Here is a 20,254-nt window from a genome sequence, read left to right on the forward strand (position 1 = left end):
ATTCTCTGTCCCGTGACCCGTCCCCGTCAAGCCGGCCGGCCGCGATGAGCGGCCCGACCCGCCGTCCCACCCTGCGCGACGTCGCGGGGCGCGCCGGCGTCTCGACCTCGACGGCCTCCCTCGTCTTCAGCGGCAAGGGACCGGTCGCGCCCGCCACCGCCGACCGGGTGCGCGCCGCGGCCGCCGAGCTCGGTTTCTCCGGTCCGGACCCCCTCGCGACCTCGCTGCGCCAGGGCCGCGTCGGCACCGTCGCGGTCGTCGTCGAGGCCCCGCTGCGCGAGGCCTTCCGCGACCCCTTCGCGCTCGCCGTCCTCGACGGCCTCGCCGACGAGCTCGAGGCCGCGGACCGCACGATGCTCCTCGTCGCCCAGCCGGCCGACGACCCCGTCCGCGCCGTCGCCCAGCTCTCGAGCCAGGCCGTCGACGCCGGCGTCTTCCCCCTCTGCGGCATCCGGGACAACCCGGTCGTCGAGCACCTCGCGGGGCGCGGCGTCCCGCTCGTCGGCAGCGGCTCGCCCGACGGTCCGGGGATGGCCCACGTCCGCACGGACGAGGAGGCGGCCATCGGGCTCACGACACAGCACGTGCTGGGGCTCGGGCACACCCGCGTCGCGCACGTCTCGATGAACCTCGGCCTGCGCTCCCCCACGCGAGCGGCCCGCCCGGACGACCTCGAGGCGGCCCTCTACCTCGACGCCGCCGGCCGGCTGCGCGGCTTCCGGGCGCTGGCCGGGGACGCCGCGCCCGTCGCCGTCGCGGCGGACCTCACCGTCGGGTCCGGGGAGGAAGCGGGCCGGCTGCTCCTCGACGTCCCGGCGGACCGCCGGCCCACGGCCGTCGTCTGCCAGTCGGACCTGCTGGCGGCCGGCGTCGTCCGCGCCGCGTGGGCGCTGGGGCTGCGGGTGCCGCAGGACGTCTCGGTCACGGGCTTCGACGGGGTCGACCTGCCGTGGCTCGACGCGACGCTGACGACGGTGCTCCAGCCCGGCGTCGAGAAGGGCCGCGCGCTGGGCCGGCTCGTGCGGCGGGCCCTCGAGGGCGAGCCGGTGGCCGACGTCGGGTTCCCCGTCTCGCTCCGGGTCGGGACGACGACCGCTCCCCCGCCGGCCTGAGCCCGCCCGGCTCCACCACGCGAGGACGCCGTGCCCCGGTGGGGCACGGCGTCGTCGGTGGAGCGGGAGGCGTCAGGCCTTCGCGGGCTCCTCGGCGGCGGCCTCGGGGGCCTCGTCCACCGGGGTGTCGGCGGCGTCGTCGGCCGGCGCCTCCTCGGCGTCCGGGACGAGGGCGTCGAGGTCGACGGCGTTGCCGCTGGCGTCGGTGACGGCCGCGTCGTCGAGGACGGCCGCGAGCGCCTTGCGGCGGGCGACCTCCTGGACCATCGAGGGGATCTGGCCCTGCTGGTCGATGGCCTGGGCGAACTGGTTCGGGTCCATGCCGTACTGCTGGGCGCTCATCACGAGGTACTCGATGAGCTCGGGCTGCTCGACCTTGACCTCGAGCTTCTCGGCGATGGCGTCGAGGAGGAACTGGGCCTTGAGCGCCTTGCGGGTGGACTCGCCGACCTCGTCACGGTGCTCGTCGTCCTCGAGGCGGTTCTCGCCCTCGAGGTGCGAGTGCACCTCGGCCTCGACGACGCCCTCCGGCACGGGGACCTCGACGGTCTCGAGGAGGTGCTCGAGGACCTTGTCGCGGGCCTGGATGCCCTGCTCGTAGCGCGCGGCCTGCTCGGCCTGCGACACGACGTCGGCGCGCAGCTCGTCGAGGGTGTCGAACTGGGAGGCGAGCTGGGCGAACTCGTCGTCGAGCTCGGGGAGCTCGCGGACCTTGACCGACTGGACGGTGACGGTGCAGTCGGCGTCGCGGCCCTCGTGGTCGCCCCCGGCGAGCGGAGCGGTGAACTCCTTGGTCTCGCCGGCGCTCATGCCGACGAGCGCGTCGTCCATGCCCTCGAGCATGTTCTTGCTGCCGACCTCGTAGGAGACGCCGGTGACGGAGTCGATCTCCTCGCCGTCGATGCTCGCCGAGAGGTCGATCGAGACGTGGTCACCGTCCTCGACGGCCCGCTCGACGCCGACGAGGGTGCCGAAGCGCTCGCGCAGGGCGGTCATCCGCTCCTCGACGTCGTCGTCGGACACCGCGACGTCGTCGACGGTGACGGCGATGCCGGTGAGCTCGGGGAGCTCGATGGTCGGGCGCACGTCGGTCTCGACGGTGAAGGTGAAGTCCTGGCCGTCCTCGAGCGGCACGGCGGTGACGTCGACCTCGGGCTGGCCGATGGCGCGCACCTCCTCGGCCTCGGCGGCCTCGGCGAAGAACTTCGGCAGGGCCTCGTTGACGGCCTCCTGGATGACGGCGCCGCGGCCGACGCGCTGGTCGATGATCCGCGACGGGACCTTGCCCTTGCGGAAGCCGGGGACCTGGATCTGCGAGCCGATGGTCTTGTAGGCGTCGTCGAGCATGGGCTTCAGCTCGTCGAACGGGACCTCGACGGTCAGCTTGACCCGGGTCGGGCTGAGGGTCTCGACGGCACTCTTCACTTCGGGCACTCCACCTGGGGTGTCGGGTTCACGGTCTCGCGTCGTCGGGCCGGTGGGCCGGCCGCTCCGGGGTGCGCGCCGGGGCGCGGCGCCCGGGACGACGCCAAAGGCCCATGCTAGCGGCCCGGCGCGGGGGCTCCGAATCGACACCGGGTGCGGTGCCGACGCGACCGCTGCCCGCTCGGGCAGACTGGCGCGGTGCTGTCGCTGCGCGTCACCGTCCCCACCTCGCTGAGCGAGGAGGTGCTCGCCGTCCTCGAGGCCGACGACTACGTCACCGGCCTCGCCGTGCTGCGCGGCGCCTCCCTCAAGCCCCCGGGCGACGTCGTCACCGCCGACATCGCGCGCGAGGGTGCCAACCCCGTGCTCGAGGCGCTGCGCGCGCTCGGCGTGCACGAGGAGGGGACCATCCGGGTCGAGCCGGTGACGACGTGGGTCTCGCGCTCGGGCCTCGACGCCGAACGGCGGGCCCCGGGCGCCAGCGCCGACGCGGTCGTCTGGACCGAGGTCGGCAACCGCGCCTACGAGGACTCCGAGCTCAACTGGACGTACCTGTCCTTCATGGTCCTCGCGACCCTCATCGCCGGCGTCGCCATCGTCCTCGACTCCCCCATCCTCGTCATCGGCGCGATGGTCCTCGGCCCCGAGTTCGGGCCCGTGGCCGCGATCGGGCTGGCGCTCGTGCGCCGCAAGGGGCACCTGCTGGGCCTCGCGGTGCGCACGCTGCTGCTCGGCTTCGTCGTCGGGATGGCGGCGACGTTCCTCGCGGGCCTCGTCGGGCGCTGGCTCGGCTGGGTCACCTACGCCGACATCGTCGGCGACCGCCCGGCGACGGCGTTCATCTACACGCCCGACCGGTGGAGCTTCGTCGTCGCGGTCATCGCCGCGGCGGCCGGGGTGCTGTCGCTGACCTCGGCCCGCACCGGCGGGCTGTCGGGGGTGTTCATCTCGGTGACGACGGTGCCCGCGGCGGGCAACGTGGCGCTCGGGGCGGCCTTCGGGGCGTGGCACGAGGTGGCCGGGTCGCTGGCCCAGCTCGGGCTCAACCTCACGGGGATGGCCGTCGCCGGCTGGCTGACGCTGTCGCTGCAGCAGGCGGTGTGGTCGCGGGTGCCCGCCCGACGGCGGACGCTCGTGCGGGGGCGGCCGGTGCTCGGCCGGCCCGAGGACTGACCGGGCCGGCCCGGGTGTCCGAGCCGGCTCGGCCGGGTGGAGCGGGCGACGGGAATCGAACCCGCGTAGCCAGTTTGGAAGACTGGGGCTCTACCATTGAGCTACGCCCGCGCACCTCGTCGGCGTGCACCGCGAGGGCAGCGATAGCCTAGGGCCCGCGCTCGCGGGATCCGAAATCACACGACATCTGCTCGGTGGGTCCGGCGTGCCGCGGGGTATGGCGCAGGTTGGTAGCGCGTCCGCTTTGGGAGCGGAAGGCCGCCGGTTCAAATCCGGCTACCCCGACACGACGACAGGCCGATGCGCTCCGCGCTTCGGCCTGTGGCGTGTCGGGGGCCGGATGCCGGGAGCCGGAGGGGGCACCGCGACGGAGGAGCGGAGGCCCCGACGGCGGCGTCCGGCTACCCCCACGACCGGGGATCGAGCCTCCTCGCGCGGGTCGAGCCTCCTCCAGGGGGCTCGACGAGCGGGAGGCGGCTCGGATGCGACGCCGGCGGGCGTCAGCCGCGCAGCGTGCAGCGGAACTCGGAGACCGAGCGCCCGTGCCGCAGCCCCTTGGCCTCGAAGCCGTCGTCCGGGCGCCAGGCCGGCCGCTCCCCCTCGACGACGTCGAAGCCGCCGAAGGCCGCCAGCTGCTCGCGGCAGTGCTGCGCGTACGCGTCGATGTCGGTGGCGACGAGCAGCACGCCGCCGGGCGCCAGCCGCGACGCGACGAGCGAGAGCGTGTGCTGCTGGACGAACCGCCGCTTGGCGTGCTTCGTCTTGGGCCAGGGGTCGGGGAAGAAGAGGTGCACCGCCGCCAGCGACCCGGGCGCGACCCGCTCGGTGAGCAGCGGCAGCGCGTCGCCGGGGTGCACCCAGAGGTTCGCGACGCCCGCCGCGTCGGCGGCGGCGAGCATCCGCGCGATCCCCGGCACGTGGACGTCGACGGCGACGACGTCGGCCTCGGGGTGCGCCGCGGCGTAGGCGATGGCCGCGGCGCCGTGGCCGGAGCCGATCTCGACGACGACCGGGCCGCTGCGCCCGAACGCCTCGGCCGGCACGAGCGGACCCTCCGGGAGTGCCCGCCCGGGCAGGAGCGTCGCCATCCGCTCGTCGGTCAGCGGGCTGTTCCGCCAGCGCGGCGTGAAGGTGCGGACGCCCTCGCGGGGCGTGTGGTCGAGGACCGGGCCGGGTGCCACGGGTGCTGCCTTTCGGGTCGGGGTGCTCAGGCGCGCCGGACGGCGAGGGCGGCCCGGTCGTCATCCTCCCCCGAACGGGCCGACTGGCACACATCGCGCGCCACGTCGCCGTCCCGGAGCACCGACATCGCGGCGACGCCGAGCATCCGGTCGATGCCGTCGGTGAGGTCGCGGTCGCGGGCCTCGACGACGCCGTCGGAGTAGACGAGCAGCGCGTCGCCCCGCTCGAGCCGCCCGGACTGGCGCGGGAAGCTGACGCCCGGGACGACACCGAGGATGGGGCCGCGGCCGCCGTCGAGCAGGCTCCAGCGGGCCCGCCCCGAGGTGTAGACCGCCGGCGCGGGGTGGCCGGCGCTCGCCACGGAGTACAGCCCCGAGCGCAGGTCGAGCTCGACGTGGACGGCGGTCGCGAAGCCCTCGGCCCAGCCCTGGCGCACGAGGTAGTCGTTGGCCGCCCGGAGGAAGTCGACCGGTGGCACCGCCCCGAGCAGGCCGCCGAGGGCCCCGGAGAGCAGCAGCGACCGGGTGCCGGCCGCGGTGCCCTTGCCGCTGACGTCGACGAGGGCGACCTCGAGGCGCTCGCCGCCGTCCTCGAGGTGCGCGAGGACGAAGTCGCCGGAGAAGCGGTCGCCGTGCGCCGAGAGGATGCACGAGGTCGCCGTCCAGCCGGCCGGCATCGGCGGGACGCGGCCGGACTCGACGATCCGGTCGCGCAGCTCGGCGAACATCCGGTCACCGCCGAGGCCCCGCGTGCCGATCTGGGCGCGGGAGCGGGCGATGAGCACCGCCTGCCACATCACGAGGAGGACGGCGACGAACACCCCGACCACGCGCTGCGGCGAGATCATCGAGACCGGGCCCCACGCGAGGACGACGGCCGCCGTCGCCCCGAGGACGATCGCCAGCCGGCGCGGCTCGAGGACGAGGCCGGAGACGACGAGGAGCGGGAAGACGAGGGAGATCGGGACGATGTCGGACCAGATCACGACCCCCGCGCCGAGGACGACGACCCCGACGACGAGCACGACGACGAGGTAGCGGCCCTGGTCGGCACCGGCGTAGCGGCTGGGGAGCACGCGGCGGCGGGTGCCGCCGGAGCCGGCGCGGTCCGCCCCGGACCACCCGGCGCCTGATGCCATGCCCAGCCTCCTGCGACGTCGTCGGCGGTCGTCACAGTAGTGGCAACGGATCGTGCGCCGCCAGAGATCCGTCGAGCCCGCGGCCCGGCCCGGGCGGGCGCCCTCCGGGGGTCCGCCGGGCGGGTGTCAGGGAGCGGCGGGCAGGGTGCCGTCGGCCTCGTAGGCCTCGATCATCCGGAGCCGCCGGACGTGCCGCTCCTCGCCCGAGAACGGCGTCGCGAGGAAGGCCCGCACCATCGAGCGCGCGACCTCGGGGTCGGTGACCCGGCCGCCGATCGAGAGGACACGGGCGTCGTTGTGCTCGCGGGCCAACCGGGCCAGCTCGTCGGTCCAGCAGAGCGCGGCCCGCACGCCGCGGACCTTGTTCGCGGCCATCTGCTCGCCGTTGCCCGAGCCACCGAGCACGACCCCCAGCGACGCCGGGTCGGCGGCGACGGCCTCGGCCGCGCGCAGGACGAACACGGGGTAGTCGTCCTGGGCGTCGTACGCGTGCGGACCGTGGTTGGTCACGTCGTGCCCCTCGGCCTCGAGGAAGGCGACGAGGTCGGTGAGCATCTCGAAGGCGGCGTGGTCGGCGCCGACGTGCACGCGGGTCATCTCAGCCCTCGGTGTCGAAGATCGGGCCCTGGGTCCGCGAGCGCTTCAGCTCGTAGAAGCCGGGGGTGCGGGCGAGCAGGAGGCAGCCGTCCCAGAGCAGCCCCGCCGCCTCGCCCTTCGGCGCGGGCGTGACCACGGGACCGAAGAACGCGACGCCGTCGACGGCGACCACGGGCGTGCCGACGTCGTCGCCGACGAGGTCGATGGCCCGCTGGTGGCTGGCGCGCAGCTCGTCGTCGTGCTCGTCCGAGCGGGCGGCCTCGGCGAGCTCGGCCGGGAGGTCGAGGTCGGCCAGCGCACCGGCGATCGCGGTGTCGTAGTCCTCCTCGCGGTGGTGGATGTGCTTGCCGAGCGCGTCGTAGAGCGGCTTGACGATGTCGTCGCCGAGCGTGTGCCGGGCGGCGACGACGACGCGCACCGGGCCCCAGCCGGCGTCCATCAGCTCGCGGTACTTCTCCGGGAGGTCCTCGCGGCCCTCGTTGAGGACCGACAGGCTCATGACCGACCAGGTGACGTCGACGTCGCGGACCTGCTGCACGTGGCCCATCCAGCGGGAGGTCATCCAGGCCCAGGGGCAGAGGGGGTCGAACCAGAACTCGGCGGCGGCGCGGCCGGTGGCGGGGGTGGTCTCGGTGCTCACCCGCGCCATCCTGCCACCGCCCCCCGGGCCCCGGGCGCGGGGCCGCCCGCGTGACAGGATGGACCGGTGCGCCCGACCGGCGCCCACCCCTCGCACCGCACCGTCAGGAGACCCTGTGCCCGGCACGAACCTCACCCGCGACGAGGCCGCGGCGCGCGCCGCCCTCGTCACCGTCGACACCCACGACGTCGTCCTCGACGTGACGCGCGGCCCGGAGACGTTCGCGACGACGAGCACCATCCGCTTCACCTGCAGCACGCCCGGCGCCGAGACCTTCCTCGACTTCGTCGGCGCCTCGGTCGAGCAGGTCACGGTCAACGGCACCGACCTCGACGCCGCGGCGTCGTTCTCCGACAGCCGGATCCGGCTCACCGGCCTGGCGGCCGACAACGAGGTCGTCGTGCGCGCCACCGGTCGGTTCACCAACACCGGCGAGGGCCTGCACCGCTTCGTCGACCCCGTCGACGACGAGGTCTACCTCTACACGCAGTTCGAGGTGCCGGACAGCCGCCGGATGTACCCGGTCTTCGAGCAGCCCGACCTCAAGGCCGCGTTCGCGTTCACGGTCACCGCCCCCGCCCACTGGCAGGTGGTGTCGAACTCCCCCACGCCCGAGCCGTCGCCGGCCGGCGAGGGCAGCGCGACGTGGGCCTTCGAGCGCACCCCGCGCATCTCGAGCTACATCACCGCGATGGTCGCCGGGCCCTACGACGTCGTCCGCGACTCGGTGTCGACGCGCGGGGGCGAGGTCCCCCTCGGCATCTTCTGCCGGAAGTCGCTCACGCCGTACCTCGACGCCGACAACCTCTTCGCGCTGACGAAGAAGGGCTTCGCGTTCTTCGAGGAGGAGTTCGACTGCGCGTACCCCTTCGCGAAGTACGACCAGCTGTTCACGCCGGAGTACAACGCCGGCGCGATGGAGAACGCCGGCTGCGTCACCATCGCCGAGATCTACGTCTTCCGGTCCAAGGTCACCGAGGCCCTCGTCGAGCGGCGCGCGCTCACCGTGCTCCACGAGCTCGCCCACATGTGGTTCGGCGACCTCGTGACGATGCGCTGGTGGAACGACCTGTGGCTCAACGAGTCCTTCGCCGAGTGGGCCTCCACCACGTGCCAGGCCGAGGCCACCGAGTGGACCGACGCGTGGACCACGTTCGGCACCTACGAGAAGGACTGGGCCTACCGCCAGGACCAGCTCTCGACGACGCACCCGATCGTCGCCGAGATCGCCGACCTGCGCGACGTCGAGGTCAACTTCGACGGCATCACCTACGCCAAGGGCGCCTCGGTGCTCAAGCAGCTCGTCGCCTACGTCGGTCGCGACGCCTTCCGCGAGGGCCTGCGCACGTACTTCCGCAAGCACAAGTGGGGCAACACGACCCTCGACGACCTGCTCGTCGAGCTCGAGGCCACCTCCGGGCGCGACCTGCGCACCTGGTCGCAACTCTGGCTCGAGACCGCCGGCGTCAACACGCTGCGCCCGGTCGTCGAGGTCGACGACCGCGGCCTCGTCACCTCGGCGGTCATCGAGCAGACCCACGCCGAGGGGTACGCCACGCTGCGTCCGCACCGGCTCGGGGTCGGCCTCTACGAGGTCCGCGACGGCGCGCTGCACCGCACCGACCTGCTCGAGGTCGACGTCGACGGCGAGCGCACCGAGGTGCCCGCCCTCGTCGGCCGCGAGCAGCCGGACCTGCTGCTCGTCAACGACGACGACCTCGCCTACGCCAAGATCCGCCTCGACGAGCGCTCGCTCGCGACCGCGCTGGCCCACCCGCGGGGCTTCACCTCCTCGCTCCCCCGTGCCCTCGTCCTCGCCTCCGCCTGGGACATGACGCGTGACGCCGAGATGGGCGCCCGCTCGTTCGCCCACCTCGTGCTCGCCAGCCTGCCGGGCGAGTCCGACTCCACCCTGCTGCGCACGCTCATCCTCCAGCTGCGCACGGCTGTGCTCGCGTACACCGCTCCGGCACATCGCGACTCGACCCGCGCCGCCACCCGAGACCGCCTCTGGGAGATCGCCCGCGACGCCGAGCCGGGCAGCGACGCCCAGCTGCAGCTCGTCACCGCCGCCGCCGGGATGACGACCGCCGGCGACGACCCGTCGACGCTGCGCGGCCTGCTCGACGGCACCGAGGTGCTCGAGGGCCTCGACGTCGACTTCGAGATGCGCTGGACCCTGCTGACGGCGCTGGCCGCCGCGGGCGCGGCCACCGAGGACGAGATCGACGCCGAGCGGGCCCGGGAGGACACCGCCACCGGCCGCGAGCGCGCGGCGAAGGCGCTCGCCTCCGTCCCGACCGCCGAGGCCAAGGAGCGGGCGTGGCGCGAGGCGGTCGAGGAGACCGGCAAGCCGAACGCCGTCGTCGACGCCATCGGGCTCGGGTTCGCCCGTGGCGCAACGCCTCCCGAGCTGCTGCGCCCCTTCGTCGAGCGCTACGTCACGATGCTCGACACGGTCGAGGACAAGGGCTCGCACGCCCTCGTCGAGGGCATCGTCCTCGGCTTCTACCCCTTCCCCGTCGTCGATGCCGGCCTGCTCGAGGCCACCCAGGCCTGGCTCGACGCCAACCCCGACCGCCCTGCCGCGCTGCGCCGCCTCGTCGCCGAGAACCGCGACCCGGTGGCGCGCGCGCTCGCCGCCCAGGAGCGCGATGCCCGTGACTGACGCCCTCCCCGCCCTCGACCTCTCGCTGCTCGACGCCGACGTCCTCGGTGACTACTGGACGCAGGCGCAGAAGTGGCTCCTGACGAGCGGGGTCAAGGTCCTCGTCGTCCTCCTGCTCGGGGCGCTCGCCCGGTGGGCGCTGCACCGGTTCATCGGCCGGGTCGTCACGACGATGACCTCGCGCACGGCGGCCCGCATCGCGACGAGCGGCGGCGCCGGCCGGGTGCTGGCCACCGCCACGGGCCTGGCCAACGAGCGGCACCGCCAGCGGGTCGAGACGATGGGTTCGCTGCTGCGGAGCATCTCGACCTTCGTCGTCGGCCTCGTCACGGTCCTCACGGTGATGGCCGCCGTCGGGCTGCCGCTCGGGCCGCTGCTCGCCTCGGCCGGCGTCGGGGGCGTGGCCCTCGGCTTCGGCGCCCAGAGCCTCGTCAAGGACTTCCTCTCGGGCATCTTCATGATCTTCGAGGACCAGTACGGTGTCGGTGACGTCATCGACACCGGCGAGGCGATCGGCACCGTCGAGGAGGTCACCCTCCGGGTCACGCGGCTGCGTGACGCCGACGGCATCACCTGGTACGTCCGGAACGGCGAGGTGGTCCGCATCGGGAACCGGTCCCAGGGCTACTCCGCGGCCTGGGTGGACATGCCGGTCTCCTACCGCGAGCCGGTCGACCGCGTGCTGGCCGTCGTCCGCGAGACCGCCGAGGCCTTCGGCACCGACCCGGAGTGGGAGCCCAAGATCGTCGAGCCGCCGACCGTGCTCGGCGTCGACGCCATCACGGGGCAGACCGTCACCGTGCGGGTGCTCGTCAAGTGCCTGCCCGGCGAGAACTTCGGCGTCCAGCGCGAGCTGCGGCTGCGGCTCAAGGACGCCCTCGACGCGGCGGGCATCCAGGGGCCGCCGCTGCCGCCGTTCGCCGGAGGGACGCACCCGTGAGCCTGTACGAGGAGGTCGGTGGCGCACCGACGTTCGAGCGGCTCGTCGCCGCGTTCTACGAGGGCGTCGCCGCCGACGAGGCGCTGCGGGCGCTCTACCCGGAGGAGGACCTCGCGCCGGCCGAGCGCCGCCTGCGGATGTTCCTCACCCAGTACTTCGGCGGCCCGACCGACTACAGCCAGGAGCGCGGACACCCCCGGCTGCGGATGCGCCACGCGCCGTTCCCGGTGACGCTCGACATGCGCGACCGGTGGATGCGGCACATGCTCGACGCCGTCGAGCGGGCCGGCATCCCCGAGCCGCAGGCCGAGCAGATGCGCGACTACTTCCTGCGTGCCGCGCACATGCTCGTCAACACCGACGACGGGCACGGGCACCCCCCGCTCACCCCGTGAACTCGCCCCGCGTCTGATTTCGCCGCGGCCACCCGATGCGGAAGCATGGGTCGGGTGACCCAGGACACCACGCCGACCCCGACCGCACCCGGCACCACCGTCCACCCCGCCGACTCCCCCGGCGCCCCGTGGTGGCACGACGCCGTCATCTACCAGGTGTACCCCCGCTCGTGGGCCGACGCCGACGGCGACGGCATCGGCGACCTCCCGGGCATCACCGCGCGCCTGCCCTACCTGCGCGACCTCGGCGTGGATGCGTTGTGGCTCAGCCCGTTCTACGTCTCCCCGATGAACGACGCGGGCTACGACGTCGCCGACTACCGCGACGTCGACCCGCGCTTCGGCACCCTCGCGGACGCCGACACCCTCATCACGACCGCCCACGACCTCGGGCTCAAGGTCGTCGTCGACCTCGTGCCCAACCACACGAGCAGCGAGCACGCGTGGTTCCGGGCCGCCCTCGCCGCGGGCCCCGGCAGCCCCGAGCGCGACCGCTACGTCTTCCGGGACGGCAAGGGCCCGGACGGCGACGAGCCGCCGAACAACTGGCCCTCGGTCTTCGGCGGGCGCGGCTGGTCGCGGGTCACCGAGGCCGACGGCACCCCCGGCCAGTGGTACCTCCACATCTTCGACGTCACCCAGCCCGACCTGAACTGGGACAACCCCGAGGTCCGCGAGGAGCTCGAGTCGGTCCTGCGCTTCTGGTGCGACCGGGGGGTCGACGGCTTCCGCGTCGACGTCGCCCACGGCCTCGTCAAGAAGGAGGGCCTGCCCGACTGGCACGGCCGGATGGGCGTCTTCGACGAGGTCGACGCCGACGGAGGCCCGCTCGGCGTCGGTCACGACGCGCCCACGCTCGAGGGGCACGACGGCGCGCCCGTCCTCGACCACAACGCCACCGGCAACGCCCCGATGTGGGACCAGGACGGCGTCCACGAGATCTACCGGGCGTGGCGCAAGGTCCTCGACTCCTACGGCGAGCCCGACCGCATCCTCTGCGCCGAGGCGTGGGTCAAGCCCGAGACCCGGCTGGCCCGATACGTGCGCGGCGACGAGATGCACCAGGCCTTCAACTTCGACTTCCTCGACACGCACTGGGACGCCGCCGCCCTCACGGCGGTCGTCGAGTCCTCGCTGCGCTCCAACGATGCGGTCGGCGCCCCGACGACCTGGGTGCTCTCCAACCACGACGTCGTGCGGCACGCCACCCGGTTCGGGCTCGACCAGGACCAGCCGCGCACCAACGGCATCCGCGCCACCGACCCGCAGCCCGACGCCGCCCTCGGGCTGCGCCGCGCCCGCGCCGCCACCGCGCTGATGCTCGCCCTGCCCGGCGGGGCCTACCTCTACCAGGGCGAGGAGCTCGGCCTGCCCGAGCACACGACGATGCCCGACGACGTCCGCCAGGACCCCACGTACCTGCGCACCGACGGCGAGATCGCCGGGCGCGACGGCTGCCGCGTGCCGGTGCCGTGGGTCAAGGACGCGCCGAGCCTCGGCTTCGGCCCCGGCGACTCGCCGTGGCTGCCGCAGCCGGAGGCCTACGCCGACCTCGCCGTCGACCAGCAGGAGGGGGTCGAGGGCTCGACCCTCGAGCTCTACCGCACGCTGCTCTCGCTGCGCCGCTCGCTGCGCCTCGGCGCCCGGGCGCTGGCGTGGGACGCCCTCGCCGGTCCGCAGGTCGTCGCCTTCCGGGCGACCGCGGACGACGGTGACGAGCTCCTCGTCGTCACCAACACCGGCGGCGAGCCGGTCACCCTGCCCGCGGGCGAGGTGCTCGTCTCGTCGGCGCCGCTCGACGGCGGCCTGCTCCCCGGCGACACGACGGCCTGGGTGCGCCCCTCGGCGTCCTGACCGTGCGCGCCGCCGACTTCGCGTACCTCTCGGCGCCGGGCCCGCTCGCGCTCGCCCACCGCGGCGGGGCCAAGCTCGCCGAGAACGTCGGGCTCGAGAACACGCTCGTCGCCTTCGGTCGGGCCGTCGCGATGGGCTACCGGTACCTCGAGACCGACGTCCACGCGACGAGCGACGGGCAGGTCGTCGCCTTCCACGACGTCGCCCTCGACCGCGTCACCGACGGCACCGGGCACATCGCCCGGCTGCCGTGGGCGCGGGTGCGTGAGGCCCGCGTCGGCGGCGTCGAGCCCGTCCCGCTGCTCGCCGACCTGCTCGAGGCGTTCCCGACGGCCCGGGTGAACATCGACGTCAAGGCCGACGACGCGCTGGCGCCGACGCTCGAGGTGATCCGCGCGCACGGGGCCACCGGGCGCGTGTGCATCGGGTCCTTCTCGCCGCGCCGGGTGCGGGCGGCCCGCCGGGCCCTCGGACCCGGCGTCGCGACGGCGGCCGGGCAGGTGGGGACCGCCCTGCTGCGCGTCTCCCCCGCGCTCGTGTCGCGCCTGCTGCACACCCCGGCGCCGGTCCTCCAGATCCCCGCCGAGCACCGCGTCGGCGGCCGCACCGTGACGCTCGTGACGCCCGGCCTCGTCCGGCGCGCGCACGGCCTCGGCAAGCAGGTCCACGTGTGGTTCCACGACTGGTCGCGCGAGGACGCCGACGAGTTCCACCGGCTGCTCGACCTCGGGGTCGACGGCCTCGTCGCCGACCGCATCGACGTCCTGCGCGACGTGCTCGCCGAGCGGGGCCACCCCCTCACGCCCGGGTCGGAGGGCTAGGGTGGCGGCGATGCGGACCGACGCGACGGAGACGGCCGAGGGGCCCCTGAGCAGGCCGTACCTCGAGGTCACCCTCGCGGTCCTCGCGCTCGTGACGATCGTCGCCTTCGAGTCGATGGCCGTCTCCACCGCGATGCCCGCCGTGGCCCGCGAGCTCGACGCCGTCCGCTCCTACGGCTTCGCCTTCTCGGTGATGCTCACCGCCCAGCTGCTCGGCATCGTCCTCGCCGGCGTGTGGTCCGACCGCTCGGGCCCGCTGCCCGGCGCGGTCGTCGGGCAGGTCCTCCTCGCGGCCGGAGCGGCGACCTGCGGCTCGGCGACCCGCCTCGACGTCTTCCTCGTCGGGCGCGCCCTCACCGGGCTCGGCGGCGGGCTGCTCGTCGTCATGCTCTACGTCATCGCCGGCCGCGTGTACCCGGAGGGGATGCGACCCCGCCTCTTCACGTACATCTCCGCGGCGTGGGTCGTCCCCTCGCTCGCCGGGCCGCCGCTGTCGGCCTGGCTCACCGAGAACCTCTCGTGGCGCTGGGTGTTCTGGGGGGTCGTGGCGCCCGTCGTCGTCACGGTCTTCGCGCTCTCGCACGCGCAGCGGCGGGTCGACACCTCCGGGCTGCGCGAGGCGGTGTCCGGGCGTGACCACCGCGCCCACGTGCGGGCCGCCTGGGCCGGGCTCGGTGTCGCGCTCGCGGCCGGGGCGCTCCAGTACGGCACCCACGAGCTCGTCTTCGCGTGGTCGCCCAAGACGGTCGTCGCGCTCGTCGGCCTCGCCGGGGTGGTGGCGGTGGCGCCGGTGCTCCTGCCGCGGGCGACCTGGGTCATGGGGGCCGGGCTGCCGAGCGTCATCCTCTCCCGGGCGCTGCTCTGCGCGGCGTTCTACGGCGGCATCACCTACGTCCCGCTCTTCCTCGCCGGCCAGCGCGGCGCGAGCCTCCAGGTGGCCGGTCTGGCGCTGGCCGTCGGCGCCGTGGGGTGGGCGGTCGGTGCCTGGTACCAGGGCCACGACGCGCTGCACCTGCCGCGGTACCGGCTCGTCGAGGTCGGCGGGCTGGTCCTGACCTTCGGGCTCATCTGGCTCTCGGTCGTCGCCTGGGCCAACCTGCCGGCCTGGCTGAGCGTGCTCGCGCTCCTGCTCGCCGGGCTGTCGATGGGCGCGGGGGTCACGACGACGACCATCCTCGCCCTCGAGCTGAGCCCGCTCGAGGAGCACGGCGAGGCGTCCTCGTCGATCCAGCTCGCCGACGTGCTCGGCAGCGTCCTCGGCATCGCCGGCGCCACCGCGGCCTTCGCGGCCGCGCACGACCCGGGGCAGGACAACGCCCTCTTCGGGGCGATCTTCCTCGGGCTGGCCCTCGTGGCCGCCGTCGTCGTCCCGGCGGGTCAGCGCATCAGGACGTGACCGCCGGCGCAGGTGAGGCGGGTCCAGCGGTTCGCGCGGAACACCCGCACGGTGCTGCCCGGCGCGAGGAACCCGAGCGAGAACGCGGCGAAGGCCCCGCCGGCCCGGACGCCGCCGGCCGCCTCGCGGGCCCACACCCGGTCGCGGACGAACCCGGCCGCGGCACCGCGCTCGCGCACCGCCGCCCCGACCTCGACGAGGCCCGTGCGGGCCGAGTCGGCGAGCCCGTCGGCGGCGACCTCGCCGGCCGGCTCCCAGCCGGAGCGCGGCGGCGTGACCGCCGACCACGGCGCGAGCGCGCGGGTCGGCGGCAGCGAGAGGTCGCCGGTGCCGCCGTGGCGGGCGGTGCGGTCGGTGACCGCCCCGAGCGGGACGACGACGTCGCACGCGGCCGGCTCGGCGAGGGCGAAGGTCCGCAGCCCGAGGACCGTGCCCTCGGCGAGGATGCCGCTGCCCGGGAGCACGCCGACCCAGGCCGCGAGGACCTCCCCGGACGCCTGGAGGCGGATCGCCCCCTGCTCGTCGAGGGCGCGGGCGCGGGCGGCGTAGCGGCCGAGGTCGCCGAGCGCGGCGGCGTCGACGAGCCGGAGGACCTCGCTCACCGGCCGGCCCGGCGGAAGGTGACGGGCTCGCCGACGTGGGCGGCGAGCGCCTCACGGGCCGCGGGCTCGAGGCGTCGCGGTCGGGCGCCGGCGAAGTCGTAGAGGGCCAGGCCGGTCTCGGCGACGGCGTAGGTGGCGTCGCCGACCGACGCCGGGTCGCGGACGACGTAGCCGAGGTCGAACCCCGCACCGTGCACCCGCGTGACCCACATGTCGACCTCGACCGGCTCGGGCCGGTAGGTGAGCGGGGCCCGGTACTCGATGACGTGCCGCGTGACGACGATGCCCTCGTCGAGCAGGGCCGGGCGGTCGGGGAACCACTCGCGGAAGCCGATGACGCGGGCGTCCTCGAGGAGCCGGAGGTACTGCACGTTGTTGACGTGCCCGTAGGCGTCCATGTCGGACCAGCGCAGCGGGACGTCGACGACGTAGGGGTCGGCCATGGGGCCATCCTCGCAGCCGCCACAGCGGACGCGCAGCGGGCGGTCCTAGGGTGACCCGGTGACGATCGCCGACCGCACCCGCACCCTGCTCGACCACGCCCTCGCCGGCGCCCAGCGCGAGGGGCGGGTGCCGTCGGTCGCCGCCGGCCTCGTCCGCGGCGGGGAGCTCGTCTGGTCCGGGGCGGTCGGCACGCTCGACGGGCGCGCCGGCGGTCCCGCGGCCGACGACGACACGCAGTACCGGATGGGGTCGATCACGAAGACCTTCGTCGGCGTCTGCGTGCTGCGGCTGCGCGACGCCGGCCGCCTCGACCTCGCCGACCGTTTCGACGCGCACGTGCCGGGGTCCTCGCTCGGCGCCGTGACGGTCGAGCAGCTGCTGTCGCACTCCGGCGGGGTGCAGGCCGAGACCCACGGGCCGTGGTGGGAACGCACGCCGGGTGACGGCTGGGACGCGCTCGCCGGCGCCGGGGTCGCCACACCGGCCGGGCAGCGGTTCCGGGCCGGGCGCCGCTTCCACTACTCGAACGTCGGCTTCGCGGCCCTCGGGCGGCTGCTCGAGGTGGCGCACGGGACGGGATGGGCCGACGTCGTGCGCACCGAGCTGCTCGAGCCGCTGGGCATGACGCGGACGACGACGCGGCCGTCCGGGCGGGCCGCGCCGGGCCTGGCCGTCCACCCCTTCGCCGACGTGCTGCTGCCCGAGCCCGAGCACGACGGCGGGGCGATGGCGCCGGCCGGGCAGCTGTGGACCACCGTCCGCGACCTGTCGCGGTGGGCGGCCTTCCTCGGGGGTGACACGGCGGGGCTGCTGTCGACGGAGACCCTCGAGGAGATGTGCGAGCCGCACCACGTCGTCGACGAGGTCGGCCAGCCGTGGACCGGGGCGCACGGTCTCGGCTGGCAGGTGTGGAACGTCGACGGGGTCCGCTACGCCGGGCACGGCGGGTCGATGCCGGGCTTCCTCGCCGGGCTGCGGGTGCGCCTCGACGGGGGTGACGGGGTCGTCACGCTCGCCAACACGACCTCGACGACGGTGATGCGCGGGCTCGCCGACCGGCTGCTCGGGGTGCTGCACGACGAGGAGCCGGCGCCCGTCGAGCCGTGGGTGGCATCCGGGACCGCCGACCTGCTCGAGCTCGTCGGGACGTGGCACTGGGGTCCGTCGGTGACGACGGCCCGCTCGGTCGGCGAGCACCTCGTGCTCGGGGAGCCGGGGACGGCGCGCGGCTCGCGGTTCGCCCGGGTCGGGGAGGACGAGTGGGTCGGGCTCGACGGGTACAACACCGGGGAGCCGCTGCGGGTGGTGCGGCGGGCCGACGGGACGGTGTCGCACCTCGACCTCGCCTCGTTCCGGTTCACGCGCACGCCCTACGACCCCGCGGCCGACGTCCCCGGCGGCGTCGACGACCTCGGCTGGACCTGAGCCGCGCCCCTCGCCGCCCTCCCCTCCGACCGGCCGTCGCCCCAACTTTCTCTCCGGCCTGCCGGAACCTTCAGTGACCTGCCGGTTGCAACCGGCACGTGGGTGAACTTTTCGGCATCCGGAGAGAAAGCTCTGCAGCGGCAGTGGGTGCCGGCCCCGTGGACGGCGGACGACGCGGTGTCGGGCGCAGCGCCTACGGTGGAGCGACCATGACGACACCCGCCGCGGCCCCCGCCCCCGCTCCGCCGACGCCCGCCCTCACCGAGCGCGCCCGCGAGGCGCTGCGCCGGCTGGTCGGCCGGCCGGACGCCGACTTCCGCGACGGCCAGCTCGAGGCGGTCTCGGCCCTCGTCGCCGACCGCTCGCGCGTCCTCGTCGTCCAGCGCACCGGGTGGGGCAAGTCGGCCGTCTACTTCGTCGCCACCGCGCTGCGCCGCGCCGAGGGCGCCGGGCCGACGGTCATCATCAGCCCCCTCCTCGCCCTGATGCGCGACCAGATCGCCGCGGCCGGTCGGGCCGGCATCCGCGCCGTGACGATGAACTCCGCCAACGCCCAGGACTGGGACGAGGTCCGCACGGCCCTGGCCGAGGACGCCGTCGACGTCCTCCTCGTCAGCCCGGAACGGCTCAACAACCCGCGCTTCCGCGACGAGCAGCTCCCCGACCTCGCCCGCCGCTGCGGCCTGCTCGTCGTCGACGAGGCGCACTGCGTCAGCGACTGGGGCCACGACTTCCGGCCCGACTACCGCCGCATCCGCGACCTGCTCGCCACCCTGCCGCCCGACGTCCCCGTGCTCGCCACGACGGCCACCGCCAACGCCCGGGTCGTCCACGACGTCGAGGAGCAGCTGGCCGTCGGGGGCCGGCCCGTGCTCACCGTGCGCGGCGGCCTCGCCCGCGACTCGCTGCGCCTCGGGGTGCTCCGCTCGATGTCCCCGGAGCAGCGGCTCGGCTGGCTGCTCGCCCACCTCGGTGAGCTGCCCGGCAGCGGCATCGTCTACGCGCTCACCGTCTCGGCCGCCGAGGACGTCGCCACCGCCCTGCGCGAGGCCGGCCACGCGGTCGCCTCCTACACCGGCCGCACCGACCCCGCCGACCGCGAACGGCTCGAGGAGGCGTTGCGGCACAACGAGGTCAAGGCCCTGGTGGCCACGTCGGCCCTCGGGATGGGCTTCGACAAGCCCGACCTCGGGTTCGTCGTCCACCTCGGCGCGCCGAACAGCCCGGTCGCGTACTACCAGCAGGTCGGGCGTGCCGGTCGCGCCACCGAGCGGGCCGACGTGCTCCTCCTCCCGGGCCCCGAGGACAGGGACATCTGGCAGTACTTCGCGAGCGTGTCGATGCCCCGCGAGGACCAGGCCGACGCCGTGCTCCGGGCCCTCGCCGAGGCCGGGCGGCCGCTGTCGACGGCCGCCCTCGAGACCGCGGTCGACGTCCGCCGCACCCGCCTCGAGCTGCTCCTCAAGGTCCTCGACGTCGACGGCGCCGTCCAGCGGGTCTCCGGCGGATGGACCGCCACCGGCGTGCCCTGGGACTACGACGCCGAGCGCTACGAACGGGTCGCCGCGGCCCGGCGCGACGAGCAGCAGCTGATGCTCGACTACGAACGCACCGACGCCTGCCGGATGGCCTTCCTCCAGGAGACCCTCGACGACGACACCGCCGTCCCCTGCGGTCGCTGCGACGGGTGCGCCGGGCCCTGGTACGCCACCGACGTCCCGGACACCGTCGTCGGTGCCGCGCGCGAGCGGCTCACCCGCGTCGGGGTCGACCTCGACCCGCGCGCCCAGTGGCCCACCGGGATGGAGCGCATCGGGGTGCCGGTCAAGGGGAAGATCCCGCCGGAGGAGGGACTGCTGCCCGGGCGGGCCCTGGCCCGCCTCTCGGACCTCGGGTGGGGGCAGCGGCTGCGCGAGGTGCTCCGTGAGGACGCGCCCGCTTCTCCTGAGCTGCTCCGCGCCTGCGTCCCGGTCCTCGCCGAGTGGGGCTGGGCCGAGCGACCCGTGGGCGTGGTCGCGGTGCCCTCGCGCCACCGCCCGCAGCTCGTCGGCTCGCTGGCGGCCGGGCTCGCCGAGATCGGGCGGCTGCGCCTCCTCGGCAGCCTCGACCTCGCCCACGACGGCCCCACCGGCGAGATGGGCGGCAACAGCGCCTACCGGCTCGCGGGGGTCTGGGAGCGGCTCGTCGTCGGACCCGACCTCGCCGCCGCGCTCGACGGCTGCCCCGGGCCGGTGCTCCTCGTCGACGACGTCGTCTCCTCCCGCTGGACCCTCACCGTCGCCGGGCGCGCCCTGCGGCAGGCCGGCGCACCCGGGGTGCTGCCCTTCGCGCTCGCCGTCGACGGCTGAGCGGTCGTCCGGTCGGGCACCGGGCTTCCTCCCGTCACCGGTCGGTGTCGTGGGCGCGGGTCGGGCCGTGCGGCCCGAGGGGTCACCGTGGTGT

General features: G+C 75.0%; 17 protein-coding genes and 2 tRNA genes. 11 read left to right on the forward strand and 8 right to left on the reverse strand.

Features of this window, described 5'->3' with window-relative positions; genetic code table 11:
• The first annotated feature begins 44 nt into the window (after positions 1-44).
• On the forward strand, positions 45-1,112 hold the full coding sequence (locus JQN70_RS01550) for a LacI family DNA-binding transcriptional regulator (protein ID WP_204129553.1): 1,068 nt from the start codon (positions 45-47) through the stop codon (positions 1,110-1,112).
• A 72-nt stretch (positions 1,113-1,184) separates the two neighbouring features.
• On the opposite strand, the gene tig is transcribed toward JQN70_RS01550, so the two are convergent.
• A complete protein-coding gene (gene tig / locus JQN70_RS01555) occupies positions 1,185-2,537 on the reverse strand; it encodes a trigger factor (protein ID WP_204129554.1) in 1,353 nt (450 codons plus the stop codon).
• A 198-nt stretch (positions 2,538-2,735) separates the two neighbouring features.
• On the opposite strand from tig, the gene JQN70_RS01560 reads away from it, so the two are divergent.
• On the forward strand, positions 2,736-3,710 hold the full coding sequence (locus JQN70_RS01560; protein ID WP_204129555.1) for a DUF389 domain-containing protein: 975 nt from the start codon (positions 2,736-2,738) through the stop codon (positions 3,708-3,710).
• A 37-nt stretch (positions 3,711-3,747) separates the two neighbouring features.
• On the opposite strand, the gene JQN70_RS01565 is transcribed toward JQN70_RS01560, so the two are convergent.
• Positions 3,748-3,821: transfer RNA gene (locus JQN70_RS01565), tRNA-Gly, on the reverse strand.
• A gap of 100 nt (positions 3,822-3,921) precedes the next feature.
• Between JQN70_RS01565 and JQN70_RS01570 the strand changes: the two genes are divergently transcribed.
• Positions 3,922-3,995, forward strand: a tRNA-Pro gene (locus tag JQN70_RS01570).
• A gap of 215 nt (positions 3,996-4,210) precedes the next feature.
• On the opposite strand, the gene trmB is transcribed toward JQN70_RS01570, so the two are convergent.
• The 4 genes from trmB to JQN70_RS01590 all read right to left on the reverse strand — a co-directional run bounded on the left by trmB (position 4,211) and on the right by JQN70_RS01590 (position 7,267).
• Positions 4,211-4,891: a tRNA (guanosine(46)-N7)-methyltransferase TrmB gene (trmB, locus tag JQN70_RS01575; protein WP_307835753.1), complete on the reverse strand. Its 681-nt coding sequence runs from the start codon at positions 4,889-4,891 to the stop codon at positions 4,211-4,213.
• 26 nt (positions 4,892-4,917) lie between these two features.
• A complete protein-coding gene (locus tag JQN70_RS01580; RefSeq protein ID WP_204129556.1) occupies positions 4,918-6,030 on the reverse strand; it encodes a PP2C family protein-serine/threonine phosphatase in 1,113 nt (370 codons plus the stop codon).
• A gap of 126 nt (positions 6,031-6,156) precedes the next feature.
• Positions 6,157-6,627 (reverse strand): ribose-5-phosphate isomerase, encoded by a 471-nt coding sequence (locus JQN70_RS01585; protein WP_204129557.1) that lies wholly within the window; start codon positions 6,625-6,627, stop codon positions 6,157-6,159.
• A gap of 1 nt (position 6,628) precedes the next feature.
• Positions 6,629-7,267 carry a mycothiol-dependent nitroreductase Rv2466c family protein gene (locus JQN70_RS01590; RefSeq protein WP_434063737.1) on the reverse strand — a complete coding sequence of 213 codons (639 nt, stop codon included), beginning with the start codon at positions 7,265-7,267 and terminating at the stop codon, positions 6,629-6,631.
• A gap of 115 nt (positions 7,268-7,382) precedes the next feature.
• On the opposite strand from JQN70_RS01590, the gene pepN reads away from it, so the two are divergent.
• From pepN to JQN70_RS01620, 6 genes are read left to right on the forward strand one after another with little or no spacing between them, the layout of a single operon-like run.
• Positions 7,383-9,935, forward strand: a complete 2,553-nt coding sequence (pepN, locus tag JQN70_RS01595) for an aminopeptidase N (RefSeq protein WP_204129559.1) — start codon at positions 7,383-7,385, stop codon at positions 9,933-9,935.
• A complete protein-coding gene (locus JQN70_RS01600) occupies positions 9,922-10,875 on the forward strand; it encodes a mechanosensitive ion channel family protein (RefSeq protein WP_204129560.1) in 954 nt (317 codons plus the stop codon). The genes pepN and JQN70_RS01600 overlap by 14 nt, the downstream gene beginning before the upstream one ends.
• Positions 10,872-11,270, forward strand: coding sequence for a globin (locus JQN70_RS01605; RefSeq protein WP_204129561.1), 399 nt, complete (start codon positions 10,872-10,874; stop codon positions 11,268-11,270). Before JQN70_RS01600 ends, JQN70_RS01605 begins: the two co-directional genes overlap by 4 nt.
• A 45-nt stretch (positions 11,271-11,315) precedes the next feature.
• A complete protein-coding gene (locus JQN70_RS01610) occupies positions 11,316-13,124 on the forward strand; it encodes a glycoside hydrolase family 13 protein (protein WP_204129562.1) in 1,809 nt (602 codons plus the stop codon).
• Positions 13,125-13,126: 2 nt separating this feature from the next.
• Positions 13,127-13,945, forward strand: coding sequence for a glycerophosphodiester phosphodiesterase family protein (locus tag JQN70_RS01615; RefSeq protein ID WP_204129563.1), 819 nt, complete (start codon positions 13,127-13,129; stop codon positions 13,943-13,945).
• Positions 13,946-13,955: 10 nt separating this feature from the next.
• Entirely contained in the window at positions 13,956-15,341 is a 1,386-nt protein-coding gene (locus JQN70_RS01620; protein ID WP_204129564.1) for an MFS transporter, read from the forward strand.
• Here the strand turns inward: JQN70_RS01620 and JQN70_RS01625 are convergent.
• On the reverse strand, positions 15,323-15,943 hold the full coding sequence (locus JQN70_RS01625; protein ID WP_204129565.1) for a DUF8185 domain-containing protein: 621 nt from the start codon (positions 15,941-15,943) through the stop codon (positions 15,323-15,325). The two genes, JQN70_RS01620 and JQN70_RS01625, sit on opposite strands and share 19 nt — an antisense overlap.
• On the reverse strand, positions 15,940-16,386 hold the full coding sequence (locus JQN70_RS01630; protein ID WP_204129566.1) for an acyl-CoA thioesterase: 447 nt from the start codon (positions 16,384-16,386) through the stop codon (positions 15,940-15,942). Before JQN70_RS01630 ends, JQN70_RS01625 begins: the two co-directional genes overlap by 4 nt.
• Before the next feature lie 58 nt (positions 16,387-16,444).
• On the opposite strand from JQN70_RS01630, the gene JQN70_RS01635 reads away from it, so the two are divergent.
• Positions 16,445-17,812, forward strand: a complete 1,368-nt coding sequence (locus tag JQN70_RS01635) for a serine hydrolase domain-containing protein (protein ID WP_204129567.1) — start codon at positions 16,445-16,447, stop codon at positions 17,810-17,812.
• Positions 17,813-18,021: 209 nt separating this feature from the next.
• A complete protein-coding gene (locus tag JQN70_RS01640) occupies positions 18,022-20,160 on the forward strand; it encodes a RecQ family ATP-dependent DNA helicase (protein WP_204129568.1) in 2,139 nt (712 codons plus the stop codon).
• The last annotated feature ends 94 nt before the right edge of the window (positions 20,161-20,254 follow it).

Origin of the sequence: Phycicoccus sonneratiae, from assembly GCF_016887965.1 — a bacterium.
GTDB lineage: Bacteria > Actinomycetota > Actinomycetes > Actinomycetales > Dermatophilaceae > Phycicoccus > Phycicoccus sonneratiae.